General features: G+C 70.8%; 16 protein-coding genes and 1 pseudogene. 7 read left to right on the top strand and 10 right to left on the bottom strand.

The genetic code is table 11. From position 1 onward, the window contains the following. Positions 1-24 precede the first annotated feature (24 nt). From ABD811_RS16490 to ABD811_RS44005, 6 genes and pseudogenes are all read right to left on the bottom strand, one after another. On the bottom strand, positions 25-3,588 hold the full coding sequence (locus ABD811_RS16490; protein ID WP_425549421.1) for a bifunctional glycosyltransferase/CDP-glycerol:glycerophosphate glycerophosphotransferase: 3,564 nt from the start codon (positions 3,586-3,588) through the stop codon (positions 25-27). A 161-nt stretch (positions 3,589-3,749) separates the two neighbouring features. Further along, entirely contained in the window at positions 3,750-4,751 is a 1,002-nt protein-coding gene (locus ABD811_RS16485; protein ID WP_344947768.1) for a LysR substrate-binding domain-containing protein, read from the bottom strand. 174 nt (positions 4,752-4,925) lie between these two features. Next, complete coding sequence (locus tag ABD811_RS16480; protein WP_344947765.1) at positions 4,926-5,117, bottom strand: DUF397 domain-containing protein; 192 nt, start codon at positions 5,115-5,117, stop codon at positions 4,926-4,928. A gap of 244 nt (positions 5,118-5,361) precedes the next feature. After that, positions 5,362-5,565: a DUF397 domain-containing protein gene (locus ABD811_RS16475; protein ID WP_344947762.1), complete on the bottom strand. Its 204-nt coding sequence runs from the start codon at positions 5,563-5,565 to the stop codon at positions 5,362-5,364. Further along, on the bottom strand, positions 5,562-6,152 hold the full coding sequence (locus ABD811_RS16470; RefSeq protein ID WP_344947759.1) for a DUF5753 domain-containing protein: 591 nt from the start codon (positions 6,150-6,152) through the stop codon (positions 5,562-5,564). The genes ABD811_RS16475 and ABD811_RS16470 overlap by 4 nt, the downstream gene beginning before the upstream one ends. Positions 6,153-6,209: 57 nt before the next feature. Then, a pseudogene (locus ABD811_RS44005) lies at positions 6,210-6,389 on the bottom strand (helix-turn-helix transcriptional regulator); the annotation flags it as partial. A gap of 101 nt (positions 6,390-6,490) precedes the next feature. On the opposite strand from ABD811_RS44005, the gene ABD811_RS16465 reads away from it, so the two are divergent. The 5 genes from ABD811_RS16465 (at position 6,491) to ahpD (ending at position 10,189) form a co-directional block, all read left to right on the top strand. After that, the gene (locus ABD811_RS16465; RefSeq protein ID WP_344947756.1) at positions 6,491-6,739 is read left to right on the top strand and encodes a hypothetical protein; all 249 of its coding nucleotides are present in this window, start codon (positions 6,491-6,493) and stop codon (positions 6,737-6,739) included. Between the two features lie 341 nt (positions 6,740-7,080). Then, positions 7,081-7,206, top strand: a complete 126-nt coding sequence (locus ABD811_RS16460; protein WP_344947753.1) for a hypothetical protein — start codon at positions 7,081-7,083, stop codon at positions 7,204-7,206. 57 nt (positions 7,207-7,263) lie between these two features. Then, positions 7,264-8,433, top strand: coding sequence for a methyltransferase domain-containing protein (locus ABD811_RS16455; protein ID WP_344947750.1), 1,170 nt, complete (start codon positions 7,264-7,266; stop codon positions 8,431-8,433). Positions 8,434-8,977: 544 nt separating this feature from the next. After that, positions 8,978-9,532 (top strand): peroxiredoxin, encoded by a 555-nt coding sequence (locus tag ABD811_RS16450; RefSeq protein WP_344947747.1) that lies wholly within the window; start codon positions 8,978-8,980, stop codon positions 9,530-9,532. A gap of 114 nt (positions 9,533-9,646) precedes the next feature. Next, complete coding sequence (gene ahpD / locus ABD811_RS16445; RefSeq protein ID WP_344947744.1) at positions 9,647-10,189, top strand: alkylhydroperoxidase, AhpD family; 543 nt, start codon at positions 9,647-9,649, stop codon at positions 10,187-10,189. A gap of 86 nt (positions 10,190-10,275) precedes the next feature. On the opposite strand, the gene ABD811_RS16440 is transcribed toward ahpD, so the two are convergent. After that, on the bottom strand, positions 10,276-12,237 hold the full coding sequence (locus ABD811_RS16440) for a WD40 repeat domain-containing serine/threonine protein kinase (protein WP_344947741.1): 1,962 nt from the start codon (positions 12,235-12,237) through the stop codon (positions 10,276-10,278). Between the two features lie 220 nt (positions 12,238-12,457). Further along, positions 12,458-14,032: a glutamine-hydrolyzing GMP synthase gene (gene guaA / locus ABD811_RS16435; protein WP_425549420.1), complete on the bottom strand. Its 1,575-nt coding sequence runs from the start codon at positions 14,030-14,032 to the stop codon at positions 12,458-12,460. Between the two features lie 213 nt (positions 14,033-14,245). Here guaA and ABD811_RS16430 point away from each other — a divergent pair, with 213 nt between their 5' ends. Further along, positions 14,246-15,184 carry a zinc metalloprotease gene (locus ABD811_RS16430; RefSeq protein ID WP_344947734.1) on the top strand — a complete coding sequence of 313 codons (939 nt, stop codon included), beginning with the start codon at positions 14,246-14,248 and terminating at the stop codon, positions 15,182-15,184. Here the strand turns inward: ABD811_RS16430 and ABD811_RS16425 are convergent. Both ABD811_RS16425 and ABD811_RS16420 read right to left on the bottom strand, forming a co-directional pair. Further along, a complete protein-coding gene (locus ABD811_RS16425) occupies positions 15,177-16,934 on the bottom strand; it encodes a GMC oxidoreductase (RefSeq protein WP_344947731.1) in 1,758 nt (585 codons plus the stop codon). The two genes, ABD811_RS16430 and ABD811_RS16425, sit on opposite strands and share 8 nt — an antisense overlap. Positions 16,935-16,948: 14 nt before the next feature. After that, the gene (locus ABD811_RS16420; RefSeq protein ID WP_344947728.1) at positions 16,949-18,532 is read right to left on the bottom strand and encodes a succinic semialdehyde dehydrogenase; all 1,584 of its coding nucleotides are present in this window, start codon (positions 18,530-18,532) and stop codon (positions 16,949-16,951) included. A gap of 290 nt (positions 18,533-18,822) precedes the next feature. Here ABD811_RS16420 and ABD811_RS16415 point away from each other — a divergent pair, with 290 nt between their 5' ends. Next, on the top strand, positions 18,823-19,479 hold the full coding sequence (locus tag ABD811_RS16415) for a TetR/AcrR family transcriptional regulator (protein ID WP_344947725.1): 657 nt from the start codon (positions 18,823-18,825) through the stop codon (positions 19,477-19,479). The last annotated feature ends 1 nt before the right edge of the window (position 19,480 follow it).

Below are 19,480 nucleotides of genomic sequence, written 5' to 3'. Positions count from 1 at the left end.
CTCCCGGGCCCGGCGGCCGGCGGATCAGCCGAAGATGCGGTCGACGACGCGGGCGGTGGCCTTGCCGTCGTCGAGGGCGCAGTGCCGGTCGGCGAACGACCGGTAGGCGTCGGCGTGCTCGGCGGCGACGCGGTCGAGGTCGCGCAGCGCCGCGATCACCTCGTCGCCGGTGCGCAGCAGCGGGCCGGGCGCGTCGGCCTCGAAGTCGAAGTAGAAGCCGCGCAGCTCGTCGCGGTAGTTCTCCAGGTCGTAGGTGAAGAACAGCATGGGCCGCCCGGTGTTGGCGAAGTCGAACATGACCGACGAGTAGTCGGTGACGAGCACGTCGGTGATGAGCAGCAGCTCCTGCATCTCCGGGTACACCGACACGTCGAAGACGAAGTCGCGGCCGACCTCGGGCACGCGGTCGACGATGTTGGGGTGGCGGCGGATGAGCACGACGTGCTCGTCCCCCAGCTCCTCGTACATGCGGTGCAGGTCGAGCTTGAGGTCGAGCCGGTAGCGGCCGCGCGTGTAGAACCGGTCGTCCCGCCACGTCGGCGCGTACAGCACGACCTTGCGGCCCTCGGGCACGCCGATCCGCCGCCGGACGGCGGCGGCGACCTCGTCGCGGCCGTCGGCGTGGAAGAGGTCGTTGCGCGGGTAGCCGGTCTCCAGCACCTCGCCCTCGTAGCGGAACGCGCGCCGCAGGATCGGCGTGCACCACGGGCTCGGCGAGACCAGGTAGTCCCACTGCTCCACTTCCAGGGCGAGCCGTTCGTGGTAGTCGCGGGCCGCGAACCGCACCTTCTCGATGTCGAACCCGATGCGCTTGAGTGTGGTGCCGTGCCAGGTCTGCACGACCTTCTGGCCGGGACGGCGGCGGAACCACATCGGCAGGTGGCTGTTGGTGACGATGTACGCCGAGCGCGCCATGGCCTCGACGTAGTCGCGGCCGCCCCGGCGCACCGGCGTGACGCCCTCGGGCAGCTCGACCTGCCCGTCCTGGACGCTCCAGAGGAACTCCAGCCCGGACTCGCGGCGCCGCAGCTCCTCCAGGATCGCCCGGGGGCTGTCGGAGTACTGGCGTCCGAAGTAGCTCTCGAACAGCACCTGCTGCCGGATCGGCCGCTCGCACAGCTCCGGGTAGACGCGTTCGGTGAGCAGGCGCTGGCCCTTGCGGCTGCGCTCCTCGGGGGCCAGGTCGCCGTCGGCGCGCAGGACCGGCGTCAGCTCCCGGCTCGCGTCCATGTGCAGGGTGCGGCCGTCGCGCGTCTGCGTCAGCGGCAACAGCGAGCGCAGCGCGTTGCCGACCTGGACGGGGGCGTCGCGCGTGCCTCCGTCGCGGTCGAGCCGCACGTACAGCTGGTAGCGGCCCTTGGGCAGCGGCAGCGTCCCGGCCAGGGACTCCACGCGCCACGGGTCGAGCTCGGCCTCGAACCGGCCGGCGTCGTGGGTCAGCGGGAACACCCGCTCCTCGACGCGGCCCCCGGCGCGCAGGACCAGGGCGGCGGGCAGTTCGCCGCGGGCCGGCAGCTCCCCGGCGACGCGCAGCGGCCCGTCCGGCTCCCACTCCAGCACGTCCATGACCGGGCGGACGGCCCGTTCGTGGATCTCCAGGTGGCCGGTCTTGGACCGGACGGCCGCGATCTCCCGGTCGCCCGCCGCGTCCTGCCGCAGCAGCCGTGACACCTCCGGCAGGATCACCGGGGTGCGGGTGCCGTCGGAGCCGACCAGTTCGACGCTCCACTGCGTGGTGTCGCCGAACGCCAGCGCCTCGGGGCTGCCCGCCGGGAACCCGGGCGAGGCCACGGGCGCCTCGAAGTCGCGCATCGGCAGCCGCGCGGTGAAGCCCGTCCCGTCCCGGTGGCGGGTGAGCGGGTAGCGGCGCGGGGCGCAGCCGGGCCACCGGGTGACGAGCAGATGGCTGCCCCACAGCAGGGCGGTGGGCGCCTCGCAGGTCAGTTCCAGGACGCCGTCGGCCAGCCGCATGTCGCCGGCGATGACGGCGTCGTCGCCGGTGCGCAGGACGAGCTTGCCGCCCTTGACCCACTCGGGCCGCACCCACACCCCGCCCACGCGGCGCGCCTCCAGCCGCCGGGCCGCCGCCGACGGCGTGCCGAGCTCCTGCCGCCGGAAGATCCCGCGGTTGTGCATCCACAGCTCGACGTGCCACGCCCCGCCCTTGTCCAGCACCTTGGCGGGGTCTACGGTGACGCGGTAGCCGCTCCAGTCCGACCCGTGGTCGTCCCCGGCCCGGTCGATGGTGGTCAGCCGCAGCGGCAGGCGCTGCCCGGTGTCCTGCGACACCAGCCAGGCCAGCAGCTGCTGCTGCCAGCGCTTGCGGGGCGGCAGCCACCGCAGCCTGGCCCGGCCCTCGACGACGAGCCGGTCGCCGTTCCAGCTCACCGACTCGACCTTCTGCCGGACCTGCAGTTCCTCGTCCAGCCGGTAGACGTGGTCGGGCACGCCCACCCGGGAGTCGTTGAGGAACGGGTAGTCGCCGTAGAAGCGGACGCCGCGCCGCACCACCCCGGCCTCGGCCATCTCGCGGCTCTTCTCGAAGGTCAGCACCTCCAGCAGCTCCGGCAGCATGCGGCGCTCCACCAGATGCCACTTGAGCCGTTCGAACGCCCGCAGCCCGGCGACGATGTCCGGGTCGCAGTCGCGCAGGTAGGCGCCGGCCAGGTCGAGGAACCGCTGCCGGTAGGCGTCGCCGCCCTCGTCCAGCACCTGCAGGAAGATGCGCAGGTCGTCGGACAGGGCGACGCGGTCCCACCGGCGCTTCTGCTCCGGCAGGCCCCGGTCGAGCAGGAACCGGCCGACCGCCCGCACCGCCTGCACGCGGTGATCCAGGGCGCTGCCCTCGGTGCGGTTCTGGGTGATGGAACGGTCCTCCTCGGGACGGATCCGCCACAGGTAGACGGGGCCCTCCAGCACGTCCACGGCCCCGGCCAGGTAGTGCGCGGTGATCGCGATGAGGATGTCCTCGTGCAGCACGCCCTCGGGGAACTCCAGGCCCTGGGCGTCCCAGAACGAGCGGCGCCACAGCTTGTTGGTGACCAGCCGGTCGACGAGCAGTTCCTCGTGCCGGGTGACGTGCGCCCGCCGGACGGTGCGCTGGAACGTGCGGCGGTGCATCGGCGACTGGCGCACGCCGTCGGCGTCGAAGCGGCGCACGTTGCCGGTGGCGAAGTCCGACCCGGTCTCCTTGAGGCTCGCCAGCAGGTACTCCAGCGCGTACGGGGGGAGCATGTCGTCGCCGTCGACGAACCCCAGGAACTCGCCCCGCGCCACGGCCAGCCCGGCGTTGCGCGCCGCCCCCAGCCCCTTGTTCTCCTGTGTGACCAGGCGGAAGCGGGAGTCGACGGCGGCGAACTTGGCGGCGATGCGCCCGCTGTCGTCGGTCGACCCGTCGTCGACCATGACGACCTCCAGGTCGCGGCACGTCTGCGCGGCCAGCGACCGCAGGCAGGCGTCCAGGTACGGCGCGACGTTGTAGATGGGCACCACGAGGCTGATCGTCGGAGCCAATTGCGCTCTCCCGTGCTGTACGGCGGAGGACCGGGCGTGTCGAGGACTCGGACGGCGACCGGCTGGACCCGTCACGGCGGAGCCGAGGGCGCGCACGTCGCCATGAAATCCAGCATGAACACGCTGAGTAGCCGATCACAGCGGTATCGCGATTACCGGACCGTCGCCTGACGCAGTCTTGACCTCGCCCTGGCGCAACTCCCACGGGGGTGGGCGCGTCGTCGCAGGGGGCGGCGTCAGCTCGCGGCGGGGCTCGGCGTCGCCTGGCCGGGGAACGAGCCGTCCGGAATGCTGGGGTGTACGCGGACGCCGGTGCCCGCTTCGGTGACGGCGGTGCGCAGGGTGCGCGCGAGCAGCTCGAACTCGTCCCCGCGCGGGGACGTGGCGCGGTAGGCCAGCCCGATCCGCCGGTACGGGGCGGGCTCGGCGAACCGGTGCAGGGTGAGGCCGGGCGCGCGGCGCGTCTCCACGGGCAGCGCCGTCTCGGGGACGAGCGTCACCCCCAGCCCGCCCGACACCAGCTGCACGAGCGTGGCCAGGCTCGTCGCGTAGGTCGCGGCGGCGGCCCGCGCGCCGACCTCGCGGCACACGTCGAGCGCCTGGTCGCGCAGGCAGTGGCCCTCGTTCAGCAGGATCACGTCGAGGTCCTTGAGCGCTCCGGTCGGCAGCGGGACCTCGCCGGGCATCGGCTGGGACGCGGGCGCGACCAGCACGAAGTCCTCGTCGTAGAGCGGGAGCTCGACCAGGCCCTGGACGGGCGTGGGCAGCGCGAGCAGCACGACGTCCAGGCGTCCGGCCACCAGCTCGGCGACGATGTGGTCGGTCTGCTCCTCGCGCACCGACAGCTCCAACTCGGGGAACTCATCGGCCAGCCGGGGCAGCACCACGGGCAGCAGGTAGGGCGCGACGGTGGGGATCACGCCGACGCGCAGCGGCCCGACCAGGGGGCCGCGGGCCGCCTGCACCTCCTCCACGAGCCGGTCGAGCTCGGCCAGCACCAGCTCGGCCCGGCGCGCCACCCGCTCGCCGGCGGGGGTCAGCAGCACCCGGCGTGTGGTGCGTTCCACAAGCCGTGTGCGGAGCGTGTCCTCCAGCGCCGCCACGGCCCCGGACAGGGCGGGCTGGCTCATCCGCAGAGCCGCCGCCGCGTCCCGGAAGTGCAGGTGCTCGGCGAGCGCCAGAAACGCCCTGAGCTGGGCGACCGTCGGCCTGCTGATGGTGGTCTCCTGTCGGGTCACGGGGGCGGGAACGCTATGAGCTTACCCGTCACCCTGCGTGACCAAGCTCACACCAGCCCCACCCCAAACACCTCCCAACCATCCCCGGCAACCAGCCCTGCTCCATGAGGCTTCTCAAACAACCCACTACGCAAAAACCCCCGCCAAGGCGGGGGCTCCGTCATCACAGGGGCTCTACAGGTCCAGGTCACCGGCCTTGACCCGACGCACCAGCTCCCTGACAGCCGCGGGGGCCAGCTCCAGGCGACCGGCGTTGGGGTTCTTGGAGTCCCGGACTCCAATCTTGGCGTCCTGGAGAAGGGCCGCCAGCTCCACGCAGTTCCCGCTAGTTCCGCTGTAGGTGGACTTGCGCCAATGTGGAGTCATGTGACCTCTTCCATGGTCTTGGCGATGAAGTCGCGCGACGCCTCGATGGACAGGGGCGACGCCCCACCTGGGCAGACCGTACGCCGCACGGCCGGACAACAGACAGATCGAGCAAGACCGGTTGTACTGTCCAATCCGCCAGGAGCACCAAGCCCGCCCTCGTGAACAGCAGCAACCCCTTACGCAAGACAACCCATAACGCAGAAACCCCCGCCGGGGCGGGGGCTCCGTCATCACAGGGGCTCTACAGGTCCAGGTCACCGGCCTTGATCCGACGCACCAGCTCCCTGACAGCCGCGGGGGCCAGCTCCAGGTGACCAGCGTTGGGGTTCTTGCTGTCTCGGATGCCGATCGCGTTGGCGAGGTCCGCGACCTCCACGCAGTCACCACCTGTACTACTAGACCGGCTGGCCTTGCGCCAGACGGTGGGCTCGGTGGCCTTCGTCATCGCATGGACTCCATCGTTGAGAGGATCAACCGCCGCGTCCCAGCGACGGTCAGGGCCTTTGCCCCTATGCGGTCCCACCGTATCCAGAAGTCGGCCGCTTTTGCCGGGTCCGTGATAAGCCGACCCCCGATGGGGGCTTCCGCGTAGACCGCATCCCAACCTGACCGTCGCTGTCCACGGGTAGCACTCATGATCTTGAAGGAGCCATCCTGCCCCATGTGCGCCCCTTCGTCGAAGGGTATGACTCTGAGGATCACGTGAGGAAGGTGGCTCAACTCTAGAAGCCTCTGAAGTTGTCGACACATCACCTCGACCCCTCCGACCTGTCGGAGGATGACCGCCTGGTCCAACAACACCTGGAGCTGTGGCGGGTTCTCACGATGGAGGATCTCTTGTCGGGCCTTCCTGTCGCGCCAGAGCCGATCTGGGTCGGTGGCGCCAGCGGCCTCGAAGGAGGCTAGCGCGTACTCCTCGATCTGGACCAAGCCTGGCACCCACAGACTCTCGTACGCCCTAATGAGGGCGGCCCGACGCTCGTACGACAGGCTTTGCTTGTACCAGTCCGGATCATGCTTGGACTCCGCCATGCGCACCATGCGCTCGAAGTGCCCCCTGGTACGCCATGCCACGTCCAGCTTTCGGGCGTTCTCTGTGGTCAGTTTTGACCTGCCCGCTTCAATGTTCGAAACCGTAGAAGATTCCAAGCCCAAGATGTCCGCCACGTCAGCCTGTGACTTGTTGCGCTCAATGCGCCATACCCGCAGGTCAACAGATACCCAATGCCAAGGGTTGTTGTCCGGATCAAGAGCGTCTGCCGCAGGCAACAAAGATCACCAAACTTTCGTTTCCTCCACGAATGAAGACAACCCTACTGCCCGCCAGTCACTCTGTGACTCAGTACGCAGAGTTACGACGGAGGAACGACATGGAGGGCATGCAATCGGGTGAAGTCCTGATTTCCGATCAGATGTTCGTCTGGGATCTTTACAACCGGGCGGTTCTGCGGGTGTACGAGCCGTGGTGCGCCGAGGGTGTGTCGTGGGTCAACGGGTACGAGCGCCGCCGGGCCGAGGTGGTGGTCGAAAAGGCTCGGAAGAACCTGGAAAGCCTGGCCCAGGACATGCAGAGGGCTCCGGAGCCTAAGGTCGCCCGATGGAATCTGGACGCCGCGTGAATACCGGACAGGCCATCGTCCTGGTAGTGGACGCTTGTCCTGACGGACACAGGTGTGGGGCGAGGCATTGCATCCTGGACGGGGCTGTGGAGATCCTCATCCTCGACAGGCCGCAGTGCCGTTGCCGGAGCCACTGGGGAATGATCGCTGATCTTCTGCTCGGCCGTGGCTTCGTGCTGCGATACAACGACGCCGCCCGGTTCCGACTCCGCGCCTGAACGGTCGTCGTCTGCCCCAAAGAACCAGAAAGCCCCACTCCAGTCGCACGACGGAATTCTCAGCGGCACAGGGTCAAGCACCACAAAGTCAGAATTAGAGACCTCTCTGAGCAGGAGGTAATGATGGGCAAGGGTCGGCACGAAAGCGGCAAGGACACCGACGACAAGAGCAGCGACAGCCAGACTCCGCAGGGCGGCGGACGCGGCAACGTGTCCACCAAGGGCAACAGCGGCGACGGCAAGCGGTAAGGAGATCCGAAAGTGAACGAGGCCCCTGGTCTGACCCAAGGCAGGGCTCCGGCCGACTTGAACCGCATTCTGGCGGGCCAGGGGGACCTCACCTGGCCCGTGTGGGCGAAAGCCCTTCTGCAGGTGCCCCGCGAGTTGTTCGTCCCAAAGCGCGGGTGGGCGGTCCCCGACCAGGACGGCGTTCCGGCCTTCTCGATCGACAAGCGGGAACGGCCTGAACAGTGGTTCGGCGCCGTCTACTCCGACACCTCCATCGTCACCCAGGTCGACGACGGCGCGGGCGACCCCGCCACCGGTGACGGCCGGTTCACCTCCTCGGTCTCGGCCCCGGGCATCGTCGCCCAGTTCGGTGAACTGCTGGCGCCGGTACGGGGGGACCGGATACTGGAGGTCGGAACGGGCTCCGGCTGGACCGCGTCTCTGCTCGCCGGCATTGTCGGCGAGCAGGGACGGGTGGTGTCCATTGAGGTGGACCCCTCGCTGGCGGAGCCCGCGGCAGAGCGGGTCGCGGCGGCGGGTTTCCGCAACGTCGAAGTGCTGGCGATGGACGCGCTCGACTACACCGCCGACAAGCCGTTCGACCGGCTCCATGTAACCGCAGGCGTCGCGGACATCCCCTGGTCGTGGATGGAGGCTCTGCGTCCTGGAGGTACGGCGGTCATGCCGTGGTGCCCCGTCTGGGGACACGGGCACAAGCTCACGCTCAACCGCATCGGCGACGAGGCAGTGGGCAAGATCCACGGCTCGGCCGGCTACATGATGCTGCGTGCCCAGCGGCACGCGCCCTGTTCTCCCTCGTCCTTCCTGCACGACGAGGACAAGGCCCGGCAGTACTTCACGAAGATCAATCCCAAGTGCGTCGGCAGGCCCGAGAACGCGCCCGACTGGCGGACCTACGGCGGTGGGCTCGTGATCTCCGCGATGGCACCCGGCATCCGGTACGAGTTACACGAGGCGGAGGACGGCAGCGGCGAGGCGACACTGTGGCTGCACGAGACCTTCCCCGGCGCCCGCGAGCATGGCTCGTGGGCGGTCGTGGAGTTCGTTCCCGACGCCGACGAGTTCGAGGTCACCGCCTACGGTGAACGTGACCTGTGGGAAGAGGTCAGCTCGGCATGGATGTACTGGAACGCCGTCGGCCGCCCTGATCGCACGCGATTCGGTGCGACGGTGTCCCCGGAAGGGCTGCACGTCTGGCTCGACAGGCCCTCGCATGTGATCGGATGAACGTCGACCACCGATGCCTGAGGCTCGGCCACTCGCAGGTGCCCGGCCAGCACCAGGTGCGCCCTGAGGGGGACGATCGTCGGCTCGTGGTCGCCGCCTGCATGGCCTCGCGCACATTCCCGTCCCGTGACATGAGACTGATCTCTCCGAGATGATTACGTCCGGGACGTTTCGGGACGGGAATGCGTTATTGTCCTGCCTCACGTTGAGTGTCGGGATGGTCGTCTTGTTTCCGGTAGGTTCTCCACTAAACTTCGCGTTAATGTTCGGTGGTGACACGGTGCCGACCAGGTGTGATATCGGTCATCCTCCGGTCAGGACGGCGTCGACCTCGCGCTACTGAAAGCTCCTTCTATCAGGGCTTCCGTCCATTGATAGGCAACTCTTATCGCGGCGGCATGGCGCGCTGATTTCTCATTCCCGGGAGCCGTGGGGCACGCTAAGTGACACGCGCACCCCGAGTGAACACCAGCCTCGGCGGCGCGTCCCCAGTACCCGCCCCGTCGACGCACGGGGCGCTGGACTCGCAACCAAAGGAGCATGCGTGCTTACCGTCGGTGACCAGTTCCCCGAGTACGAGCTGACCGCCTGCGTCTCGCTGGACCCTGACAACGCCTTCGAGACCATCAACCACAAGTCGTACGAGGGCAAGTGGCGCGTGGTGTTCTTCTGGCCGAAGGACTTCACCTTCATCTGTCCGACCGAGATCGCCGAGTTCGGCCGGCTGAACGAGGAGTTCGCCGACCGCGACGCCCAGGTGCTCGGCGCCTCGGTGGACAACGAGTTCGTCCACTTCGCCTGGCGCAAGGACCACCCGGACCTGCGCGAGCTGCCCTTCCCGATGCTGGCGGACGTCAAGCGCGAGCTGACCAACGCGCTCGGCATCCTCACCGACGAGGGCGTGGCGCAGCGCGCCACCTTCATCGTCGACCCCAACAACGAGATCCAGTTCGCGATGGTCACCGCGGGCTCGGTCGGCCGCAACGTCAAGGAGGTCCTGCGGGTCCTCGACGCCCTGCAGTCCGACGAGCTGTGCCCCTGCAACTGGAACAAGGGCGAGGAGACCCTGGACGCCAAGAAGCTGATGGCGGGCGTCTGAGCGCCTCCCCGTCGGCCGGGGGGGCGGCGTCCCCCCGCGTGAGGACACGCCACACCGGGCGGCCGGGACGCGGCACCGCGACCCGGCCGCCCGCATGATCGAAAGGCACCCTTCGTGAGCATCGACGCGCTGAAGAACGCCCTTCCGGGCTATGCCAAGGACACCAAGCTGAACCTGGGCTCGGTGACCTCCACCTCCCAGCTGACCGAGCAGCAGCTGTGGGGCACCGTGCTGGCCTGCGCCCTGGCCACCCGCAGCCCCCGGGTCATCGCCGAGGTGGCCGAGGAGGCGGCCGACTACCTGTCGGCCGAGGCGTTCGAGGCGGCCAAGGGCGCCGCCTCGATCATGGCCATGAACAACGTCTACTACCGCGCCACCCACCTGATCGGCGACGAGACCTACGCCACGCTGCCCGCCAAGCTGCGGATGTCGATCATCGGCAAGCCGGGCGTCGACAAGGTCGACTTCGAGCTGTGGTGCCTGGCCGTGTCGGCGATCAACGGCTGCGGCCGCTGCCTGGAGTCGCACGAGAAGGTGCTGCGCGAGAGCGGCCTGTCCCGCGAGCTGATCCAGGAGGCGCTGCGCGTCGCCGCCGTGGTGAACGCCACCGCCGCCACCCTGGACGCCGAGGCGGCCCTCTCCCCCGCCACCGTCTGACACGACGTCCGGCGACGCGAAGGCCCGGGTGCGAGCGAACACCCGGGCCTTCGCCATGCGCGCCGGACACCGGCGCCGGTGCCGCCTCAGAAACGGAAGCTCGCGGAGAAGGAATCGGGCGCCCGGCAGGCAAGGGCGCCGAGGCTCGTGCCGCTGGGCACCTCCCACAGCCGGACCGTTTCATCGAGGAGGTGGATACTGGCCAGCGTGCCGCCGTCCGGGCTGAACGCCACCGCGATGCCGGTTGATCCGGGTGTGTTGATCGCTGCGATGCGGGTGCGGCCGGCGACATCCCAGAGCCAGAGCGTCTCGTCCTGGGGGCCGCCGACACCGGCGGCTGCGAGGATCTTGCCGTCCGGGCTGAAGGCCACCGACCAGAGGGAGTCGGTGGGGCCGCTGAGGGTGCCGATGCGGCTGTGGCTCTTCACATCCCACAATCTGACCCCGGGGTAATGGCCACCGCAGGCCAGCGTGCCGCCGTCCGGGCTGAACGCCAGCGACATGATGAGCCGGAGCCGGAACAGGGCCGCGGTACGGCGCCAGAGCGGCCCGGTGAACCTGGCCGTTCTGAATCCGGTGCCGACATCCCACAGCTGGATGTCGTCCTCGAGGCCGCCGCCGGCCAGCGTCCTGCCGTCCGGGCTGAACGCCACCGAGGCGAAGGAGCCGACTCCGCCACTGGCGATGTGCTTGGCCCGAACGACCCGGGCGTTGTCACCGGCTGGTGGGGGGAGCCTCCACAGCCAGAGTCCCCCGCTCTTGTTGCCTCGGCCGCCGCCCTCTGCGGCCAAGGCCGTACCGTCCGGGCTGAACGCCATCCGCCTCATGCTGTCGGTGGGCGCGGTCAGGCTGCCGACGCAGGTGTGGCGGGCCAGGTCCCACAGCCAGATCTTGCCGTCGCCGGCCGTGGTGGCGAGGATCCTGCCGTCCGGGCTGAGCGCCTGGTGCCCGAGGTAACGAGTGGGAAGGGCGAAGACGCCCCTGGTGGTCCGGCTGGCCAGGTCCCACAGCCACAGGATCCCCTGACCGTCGCCGTGGCCGACCACCACCAGGGTCTGGCCGTCCGGGGCGAACGCCACGAAGGAGAGGGAGGCCGTGGTTCGGGTGGAAGTCGTTTTCGGTGCCGTGGAGTCCTGCTCCTGGACGGGGGTGCGCGGAGGTGCCGTGGCGGGGGAAACCGCCGTCGTGGGCTCCGCGGATTCACTGGGCGCGGCGGATTCGCTGAGCGTGGTGGATTCGCTGAGCGTGGCGGATTCGCTGAGCACTGCGAGGATGTCGCCGACGGGCGGCCTGTCGGCGGGATCCTTCGCCAGGCAGGCTTCGACCAGTCTCCGGGGTGGATCGGGTACGCCGTGCAGGTCGGGCCGTTCGCCGGTGATGCGGTGCACGAGGGCGGGAAGAGGTCCGGTGCCGAAGGGCGGGCGGCCGGTGAGGGCGAAACACAGCAGAGCGCCGAGGGAGAACACGTCGCTGGCCGGCCCGATCGTCTCGCCCCGCATCTGCTCGGGCGACATGTAGGCGTACGTCCCCACGACGGCGCCGGTCACGGTGATGGCGCTGGCGTCCAGGACGCGGGCGATGCCGAAGTCGATGATGCGGGGCCCGTCGGCGGCCAGGATCACGTTGCCGGGCTTGAGGTCTCGGTGGACCAGCCCGTGGGCGTGAATGGCGGCCAAGCCCTCGGCCAGGCCCGCGCACAGGGCCGTGGCCTCTTCGGGGGCGAGCGGGCCATGGTCGGCCACGGCGTCCCGCAGCGACGGGCCCGGGATGAAGGCGGTGACCATCCACGGCGGGTCGGCGTCGGGGTCGGCATCGACGACAGGGGCGGTGTGAAACCCGCCGACCAGGCGGGCGGCCTGCACCTCCCGCGCGAACCGCGCACGGAATCCGGGGTCGTCGGCGTGCTCGGGCCGGACGAGTTTCACCGCGACCTGACGGCCACCGGGCGAACGACCGAGGAACACCTGCCCCATGCCCCCCGCCCCCAGCCGGCCCTCTATCCGGTAACCGGCGACCCGCCGAGGATCGCCGGGCTGCAAGGGCTCCATCGGCACTCCCGGTCTCGGGCAGGCGGCGGACGTTCTGGGCGGTGCCCGCGAAGGAATCCTCTCACGCGATGATCCGGCAACGTGGGGAGCCGGACGCCTGCGGAGCCCGGAGAGCGCAGCGTGGCGGATGTGCTCGGAGCCGCATCGACTCACGCCGCTCGCCTGAACCGACGTCATACATGAGGGTTCGAACGAGACCTCGTCCGAACCCTCATGACCTTTACTCCCACTCGATGGTGCCGGGGGGCTTGCTGGTGATGTCGAGGGTGACGCGGTTGATCTCGCGGACCTCGTTGGTGATGCGCGTGGAGATCTTCTGCAGGACGTCGTAGGGCAGCCGCGCCCAGTCGGCGGTCATGGCGTCCTCGCTGGTGACCGGGCGCAGGACGACGGGGTGGCCGTACGTGCGGCCGTCGCCCTGCACGCCCACCGAGCGGACGTCGGCGAGCAGCACCACGGGGAACTGCCAGATGTCGCGGTCGAGCCCCGCCCTGGACAGCTCCTCGCGGGCGATCGCGTCGGCCTCGCGCAGGATGTCCAGGCGTTCCCGGGTGACCGCGCCGATCACGCGGATGCCCAGGCCGGGGCCGGGGAACGGGTGCCGCCAGACGATCTCGGCGGGCAGGTCGAGCTGCTCGCCCAGCGCGCGCACCTCGTCCTTGAACAGCGTGCGCAGCGGCTCGACCAGGGTGAACTGCAGGTCATCGGGCAGGCCGCCGACGTTGTGGTGCGACTTGATGTTGGCCGCGCCGGTGCCGCCGCCCGACTCCACCACGTCCGGGTAGAGCGTGCCCTGCACCAGGAACTCGACCGGCTCGGAGTCGGCGTGGCCCTCGACGATCTCCCGGGCCGCCTCCTCGAACACCCGGATGAACTCACGTCCGATGATCTTGCGCTTCTGCTCGGGGTCGACGACCCCGTCGAGCGCGGCCAGGAACCGCTCCTGGGCGTCCACCACGTGCAGGTTCACCCCGGTGGCGGCGACGAAGTCCTTCTCGACCTGCTCGGCCTCGCCCTTGCGCAGCAGCCCGTGGTCGACGAACACGCAGGTGAGCTGGTCGCCGATGGCGCGCTGGACGAGTGCGGCGGCCACCGCCGAGTCCACGCCGCCCGACAGGGCGCACAGCGCGCGCCTGGAACCGACCTGCGCGCGGATCTGCTCGACGGCCTCGTCGGCGATGTTGGCCATCGTCCAGTTGGGACGGCAGCCCGCCGCCTCGTACAGGAAGCGGCGCAGCACCTCCATGCCGTGCGCGGTGTGCAGCACCTCGGGGTGGAACTGCACCCCGTAGAAGCCGCGTTCGCGGTTCTCCATGCCCGCCACGGGCGTGACGTCGGTGCGGGCGGTGACGGTGAAGCCGTCGGGGGCGCGGCTGACGAAGTCGCGGTGCGACATCCACACCGCCTGCTCGTGCGGCAACCCCTCGAACAGCAGGCCGGGGTGCGTGACGGCGACCGTCGCGCCACCGTACTCGGCGACGTCGGAGTTCTCCACGGTGCCGCCGAGCGCCTGCGCCATCACCTGGTGGCCGTAGCAGATGCCCAGGGTCGGCACGCCGATGTCGAACAGGCCGTCGGGCGCGATCGGGGCGCCCGCCTCGTACACCGACGCGGGACCGCCCGACAGGATGATCGCCTTGGGCTTGCGGGCGAGCATCTCCGCCGCGGGCATGGTCGAGGGGACGATCTCGCTGAAGACATGGCACTCGCGCACCCGCCGCGCGATCAGCTGGGCGTACTGCGCGCCGAAGTCGACGACGAGAACGGTGTCAAAGGACTGGTCTGCGGCCACCAGCGGCGCCTTTCGCAATGAGGTGGGGCGGGCCCTTCCAGTTTAGAGGCCCCTGCCTGCGCCAACGCGCGCCCCGTCCGTCTCCGGCCCACGCACCGCGACCGGCCGATAACGGCAGGCGTCCGTTTCTCCGGACAACGCCCCCCGCGACCCCGATCACTGGTACCTGTAGGTGATGATCCGACTTCTCTTCGTGTCCTCACCGTAAGGAATGGTGTGAAGCTGCTCGCCGTCGCCGCGCTGGCCGCCGCGGTCGTGCCCCCCTCCCCCGTCCCTTCCGTCTCCCCCGTCCCTTCCGCCCCCCGCCCGTCCGTGAGCGACTGCGGCGCCTCCGCGGCCCGCGTCCGCACCGCCGATCCCGGCGTGCGGGAACGCAACGAGATGACGCCCGCCGAGGTCGGCGCGGTGGAACGCGACCTCGCCGCCCGGCTCGCGCGGCTGCGCGGCGCCTCCGACGGCGAGCGGCGCACCCTGCCGGGGCGCATCAAGGTCCCCGTCTACTTCCACGTCCTGCACGACGGCGCGCGCGGTGACGTGCCGACCAAGCGGATCCGGCGGCAGATCTCGGCGATGAACACCGCCTACGGGGGCGGGCACGGCGGCGCCGACACCGGCGTGCGGTTCGAACTGGTGCAGGTGACCCGTACCGACAACGCCGCCTGGTACTCCCGGCCCGAGACGCACGAGATGAAGTACAAGCCGCTGCTGCGGCGCGGCGGCGCGGGCACCCTGAACCTCTACAGCGCCGACACCGGCAGGGAGATGCTCGGCTGGTCCACCTTCCCCTGGAAGTACCCGACCGAGCCGGCCCGCGACGGCGTGGTCATCAACCCCGAGAGCATGCCGGGCGGCTCGATCGCCAACTTCGACCGGGGGTTCACCGCCGTCCACGAGACCGGTCACTGGCTCGGCCTCTACCACACCTTCCAGGACGGCTGCGGCGGCGAGGGCGACCGCGTCGCCGACACCCCGCCCCAACGCGAGCCCTCCCACGAGTGCCCGACCGGCAAGGACACCTGCCCCGGCGACGGACCCGACCCCGTCCACAACTTCATGAACTACACGTGGGACACCTGCATGCGCGAGTTCACCCGCGGCCAGGGCGCCCGCATCCGCCAGGTCTGGCCCGCCTACCGCGCCGACCCCGCTAGGTGATGTCGGCTATGGGCAGGCGCAGGGCGGCCGGGGCGTGGGCCGGGACGGCCGGGTTCTTCGGGGCCACCGGGGCGACGCGCCTGTAGGGGGCGCCGAGGGCGGGACGCGGGTCGGGGGCGCCCTTGTTCGGCCACAACGCCATGGCGCGTTCCGCCTGGGCGGTGATGGTGAGGGACGGGTTGACGCCCAGGTTGGCGGAGACGGCCGAGCCGTCCACCACGTGCAGGCCCGGGTGGCCGTAGACGCGGTGGTAGGGGTCGATGACGCCGGTCTCGGGCGAGTCGCCGATCACGCAGCCGCCGAGGAAGTGCGCGGTCAGCGGGATGTCGAACAGGTCGCCCCAGGCGCCGCCGGGCATGCCGCCGATCTCCTCGGCGATCAGGCGGGTGGCCTCGTGCCCGGCGGGGATCCAGGTCGGGTTGGGTTCGCCGTGGCCGCGGCGGGCGCGCACGTCCCAGCCGAACGGCCCCTTCTTGGGGGCGAGGGTGATGGAGTTGTCGCGGTTCTGCATGACCAGCGCGATGACCGTGCGTTCCGACCAGTGCCGGACGTCGAACAGTTGCACCAGGTCCCGCGGGCGGCGGGTCGCCTGGCGCAGGAACTTGGCCCAGCGCGGCCGGTGCCGTTCGCCGGGACGGTCGCCGTCCACCAGCAGCGTCTGCAGCAGCGCCAGCAGGTTGGACCCCCTGCCGTAGCGGACGGGTTCGATGTGGGTGTCGGGCGCCGGGTGGAACGACGAGGTGATCGCCACGCCCCGGGAGAAGTCGGGCCCGGGACGGCCGTTGCGGCGTCCGGCGCCCAGGATGGCCTCGGAGTTGGTGCGGGTGAGCGCGCCGAGCCGGTCGGACAGGCGCGGCAGCCGCCCGGTGGCCTTCATCGTGTGCAGGAGTTTCTGCGTGCCATAGGTCCCGGCGGCGAACACCACGTGCTCGGCGGTGAGGGTCTTGCGGTTGCGGCCGAACGAGCCGGTGCGGACGATCTCCACCTCGTAGCCGCCGCCCGGCAGCGGCTCCACCCGGGTCACGCGGCTGAGCGGCATGATCCGGGCGCCGGCGCGTTCGGCCAGGTAGAGGTAGTTCTCGGTGAGCATGTTCTTGGCGCCGTGGCGGCAGCCGACCATGCACTCGCCGCACTCGGTGCAGCCGCGGCGGCGCGGGCCGGCACCGCCGAAATACGGGTCGTCGCTCGGCACGCCCGGTCCGGCGCCGAAGTGGACGCCGACGGGCGTGTGCACGAAGGTGTCGCCCTTGCCCATCCGCTCGGCCACCTTCTTGATCACCTTGTCGGCGGCGGTGACGGTGCGGTTCTGGACGACGCCCAGCATCCGTTTGGCCTGGTCGTAGTAGGGGGCGAGCTCGTCCTGCCAGTCGGTGATGTGGGCCCACTGGCGGTCCCGGAAGAACGGGGCGGGCGGGACGTAGAGGGTGTTGGCGTAGTTGAGGGAGCCGCCGCCGACGCCCGCCCCGGCCAGCACCATGACGCGGCTGCCCTTGGCCCCGCGGATCAGGTGGATGCGCTGGAGGCCGGTCAGGCCGAACGCCGGCGCCCACAGGTAGCGGGAGATCCGCCAGTTGGTCCGGGGCAGGCCGGGGTGGCGGTTCCCCGTGTCCCCGTCCGCCGGGGCGGCGGCGACGTCGAAGCGGCGGCCCGCCTCGATCACGCCGACCCTGTAGCCCTTCTCGGTGAGCCGCAGCGCCGAGACGCTGCCGCCGAATCCCGAGCCGATGACCAGGACGTCGTAGTCGTGCATGCCGGGCGTCCCCCTCACCTGATCCGCAGCCGCTTCATGAGCGTGACGCCGGTCGACATCAGGTCGGCGAAGCGCTCGTAGCCGACGCCGCCGGGGGGTTCGAGGTCCATGAGGTGCTGGCTGGCGATCGTCTGCGCCTCGGTGAACTTGAGCAGGCCCTCGGCGCCGTGGCGGCGGCCCACGCCCGACTGCTTGAAGCCGCCCATGGGCGCGTCGTGCGAGGCGTAGGCGGCGCCGAAGCCGTCGTTGACGTTGACGGTGCCCGCCTCGATCCGGGCGGCGACGCGGCGGCCGTGCGCCACGTTCCGCGTCCACACCGAGGCGTTGAGGCCGTAGGCGGTGTCGTTGGCGCGGGCGACGGCCTCGTCCTCGTCGGCGACCTTGTAGATCGCCACGACCGGGCCGAACGTCTCGTCGGCGCACAGGTCCATGTCGGCGGTGACGTCGGTGAGGACGGTCGGCTCGTAGAACAGCGGGCCGAGGTCGGGCCGGGCCCGGCCCCCGGCGAGCACGGTGGCGCCCTTGCCGACGGCCTGGTCGACGTGCCGGGTGACCGCCTCCAGTTGCCGCGGGTAGGTGAGCGAGCCCATGTCGGCGGCGAAGTCCAGGCCGGAGCCCAGCCGCATGCCCTTGACCAGCTCGACGAAGCGGGGCACGAACCGGTCGTAGACGTCCTGGTGGACGTACATTCGCTCGATCGAGATGCACAGCTGCCCGGCGTTGGTGAAGCAGGCCCGGACGGCGCCGCGGGCGGTGCGTTCCACGTCGGCGTCGGCCAGCACGATCATGGGGTTCTTGCCGCCGAGCTCCAGGGAGTAGCCGACCAGGCGGGGCGCGACCTTCTCGGCGATGGCCCGGCCGCCGCGGGTGGAGCCGGTGAACGAGACGTAGTCGGCGCCGTCGAGCAGCGGGTCGCCGATCTCGGCGGGGTCGCCGACGACGACCTGCCACAGCTCGCGCGGCAGGCCGAGCGACACCAGCAGGTCCCGGATCCACAGGCTGGACAGGCAGGTCTGGGTGTCCGGCTTGTGGATGACGGCGTTGCCCGCCATCAGCGCGGGCGCGATGTCCCCGGCGCCGAGCGCGAACGGGTAGTTCCAGGGCGCGATGAGCGCGACCACGCCCTTGGGGTGGCGCAGTTCCTGGACGCGGGTCAGCCCCGGCAGCATGCCCTTGCGGCGCTGCGGACGCAGTAGCCGGGGCGCGCGGCGGGCGTAGTACAGCGCGCACATCGCCACGTCGAGGAACTCCTCCAGCGCGTGCCGCCGGGCCTTGCCGGTCTCCAGTTGGATGATGTCGAGGATCTCGTCGCGCCGCCTGACCAGGGCGTCGGGCAGCCGCAGGAACGGCCTGACACGGTCGGCGACCGGCAGCCGGGCCCAGGCGCGCTGCGCCCGGCGCGCCCGCTCGAAGGCGGCGCGCACGTCGTCGGGGCCGGACAGCGGGACGGTGGCCAGCGTCGCACCGGTGAAGGGCGTGGAGACGGTGGCCGTGGGAGCGTCGTCCGCGGCGGTGACGTGGGACGTCAGCCGCTCGATCAGGGTGGGGGCGAGGGTGTGCTCCGCCGCGCCTTCGGCGGGGACGGTCCGGGGTGCCATGGCACAGCAGCGTATGACCCCCCGGCCATATTTGACTACCCGTCAGTAGGACCAACTCCTGTCACCCTTCCGCCGCCCCCGCGGCGACCTGGAGAGACGCGGTGCCGGCGGGTCGGCCACGGAGAGCGGCGAACCGGCCACATCAGGCAATCTCCGGATTGACCATGACGCCCCGGTGTATCCCCATGGACGGGAGGAGTGGCCAGGCATCGCCCACGTCCGCGCGCACGGCGTCCCCGCCGCGTGCCGGGCGGCCCCGCCGGGGCATGCCGCGACGGAGGGGACCAACGATGATCGACACTGCCTTCGGCACGCCCGGCGAGGACGAGACCGACGGCGGCGGCACGGCGCCCCCCGGCGGCGGGTCCCGGCGGTACACGCGCGAGCAGACCCGGGCGGCGCTGCTCGCCGCCGCGCAGCGGCTGTGGGCCGAACGCGGCGTCCACAACGCGTCCCTGGACGAGGTGGCGGCGGCGGCCGGGCTCACCAAGGGCGCGGTGTACTCCAACTTCGCCGGCAAGTCCGACCTGCTGCTGACCCTGCTGGAGCGCTACACCGGCGAGGGGTTCGGCGTCGAGGTGAGCGCGGAGCTGTGCGACGCCGGCCGCCCCGCCGAGGAGCGGTTCGAGCGGGCCGGGCGGGCGTACGCGCGGCGGATCTCCGGCGAGCACGCCCGCCTGCTGGCCCTTCTGCTGGTGGAGTTCTGGCTGTACGGCATGCGCGACTACGCGGCGGGCTGGCGCGTCGCCGACTGGTACGCCGCGCGCCGCGCGCGCCTGGCCGCGCACCTGGACGAGGCCGAGGGCATCGCCCCCGACGACCGCGCGGCGCTGGCCATGGCGCTGGACGCCGGGCTCGCCCTGCAGCACCTGCTGGACCCCGAACGGGTGCCCGCCGAGCTCTACGCGACGGGCATGCGGCTGCTGCTCGGGCGCGCCCTGAGCTGAC

Origin of the sequence: Actinomadura miaoliensis (genome assembly GCF_039536785.1) — a bacterium.
GTDB classification, from domain to species: domain Bacteria; phylum Actinomycetota; class Actinomycetes; order Streptosporangiales; family Streptosporangiaceae; genus Spirillospora; species Spirillospora miaoliensis.
Note: the sequence above shows the minus strand (reverse complement) of the source record. Positions and strands in the feature narration are given on the sequence as shown.

Excerpts from the sequence above, each read along its gene's own strand:
- ABD811_RS16440 (WP_344947741.1), bottom strand. The coding sequence starts at position 12,237 with ATGGAGCCCTTGCAGCCCGGCGATCCTCGGCGGGTCGCCGGTTACCGG.
- ABD811_RS16470 (WP_344947759.1), bottom strand. The coding sequence starts at position 6,152 with ATGGCGGAGTCCAAGCATGATCCGGACTGGTACAAGCAAAGCCTGTCG.
- ABD811_RS16480 (WP_344947765.1), bottom strand. The coding sequence starts at position 5,117 with ATGACTCCACATTGGCGCAAGTCCACCTACAGCGGAACTAGCGGGAAC.
- ABD811_RS16415 (WP_344947725.1), top strand. The coding sequence starts at position 18,823 with ATGATCGACACTGCCTTCGGCACGCCCGGCGAGGACGAGACCGACGGC.
- ABD811_RS16420 (WP_344947728.1), bottom strand. The coding sequence starts at position 18,532 with ATGGCACCCCGGACCGTCCCCGCCGAAGGCGCGGCGGAGCACACCCTC.
- ABD811_RS16475 (WP_344947762.1), bottom strand. The coding sequence starts at position 5,565 with ATGACGAAGGCCACCGAGCCCACCGTCTGGCGCAAGGCCAGCCGGTCT.
- ABD811_RS16425 (WP_344947731.1), bottom strand. The coding sequence starts at position 16,934 with ATGCACGACTACGACGTCCTGGTCATCGGCTCGGGATTCGGCGGCAGC.
- ABD811_RS16460 (WP_344947753.1), top strand. The coding sequence starts at position 7,081 with ATGGGCAAGGGTCGGCACGAAAGCGGCAAGGACACCGACGACAAGAGC.
- ABD811_RS16465 (WP_344947756.1), top strand. The coding sequence starts at position 6,491 with ATGGAGGGCATGCAATCGGGTGAAGTCCTGATTTCCGATCAGATGTTC.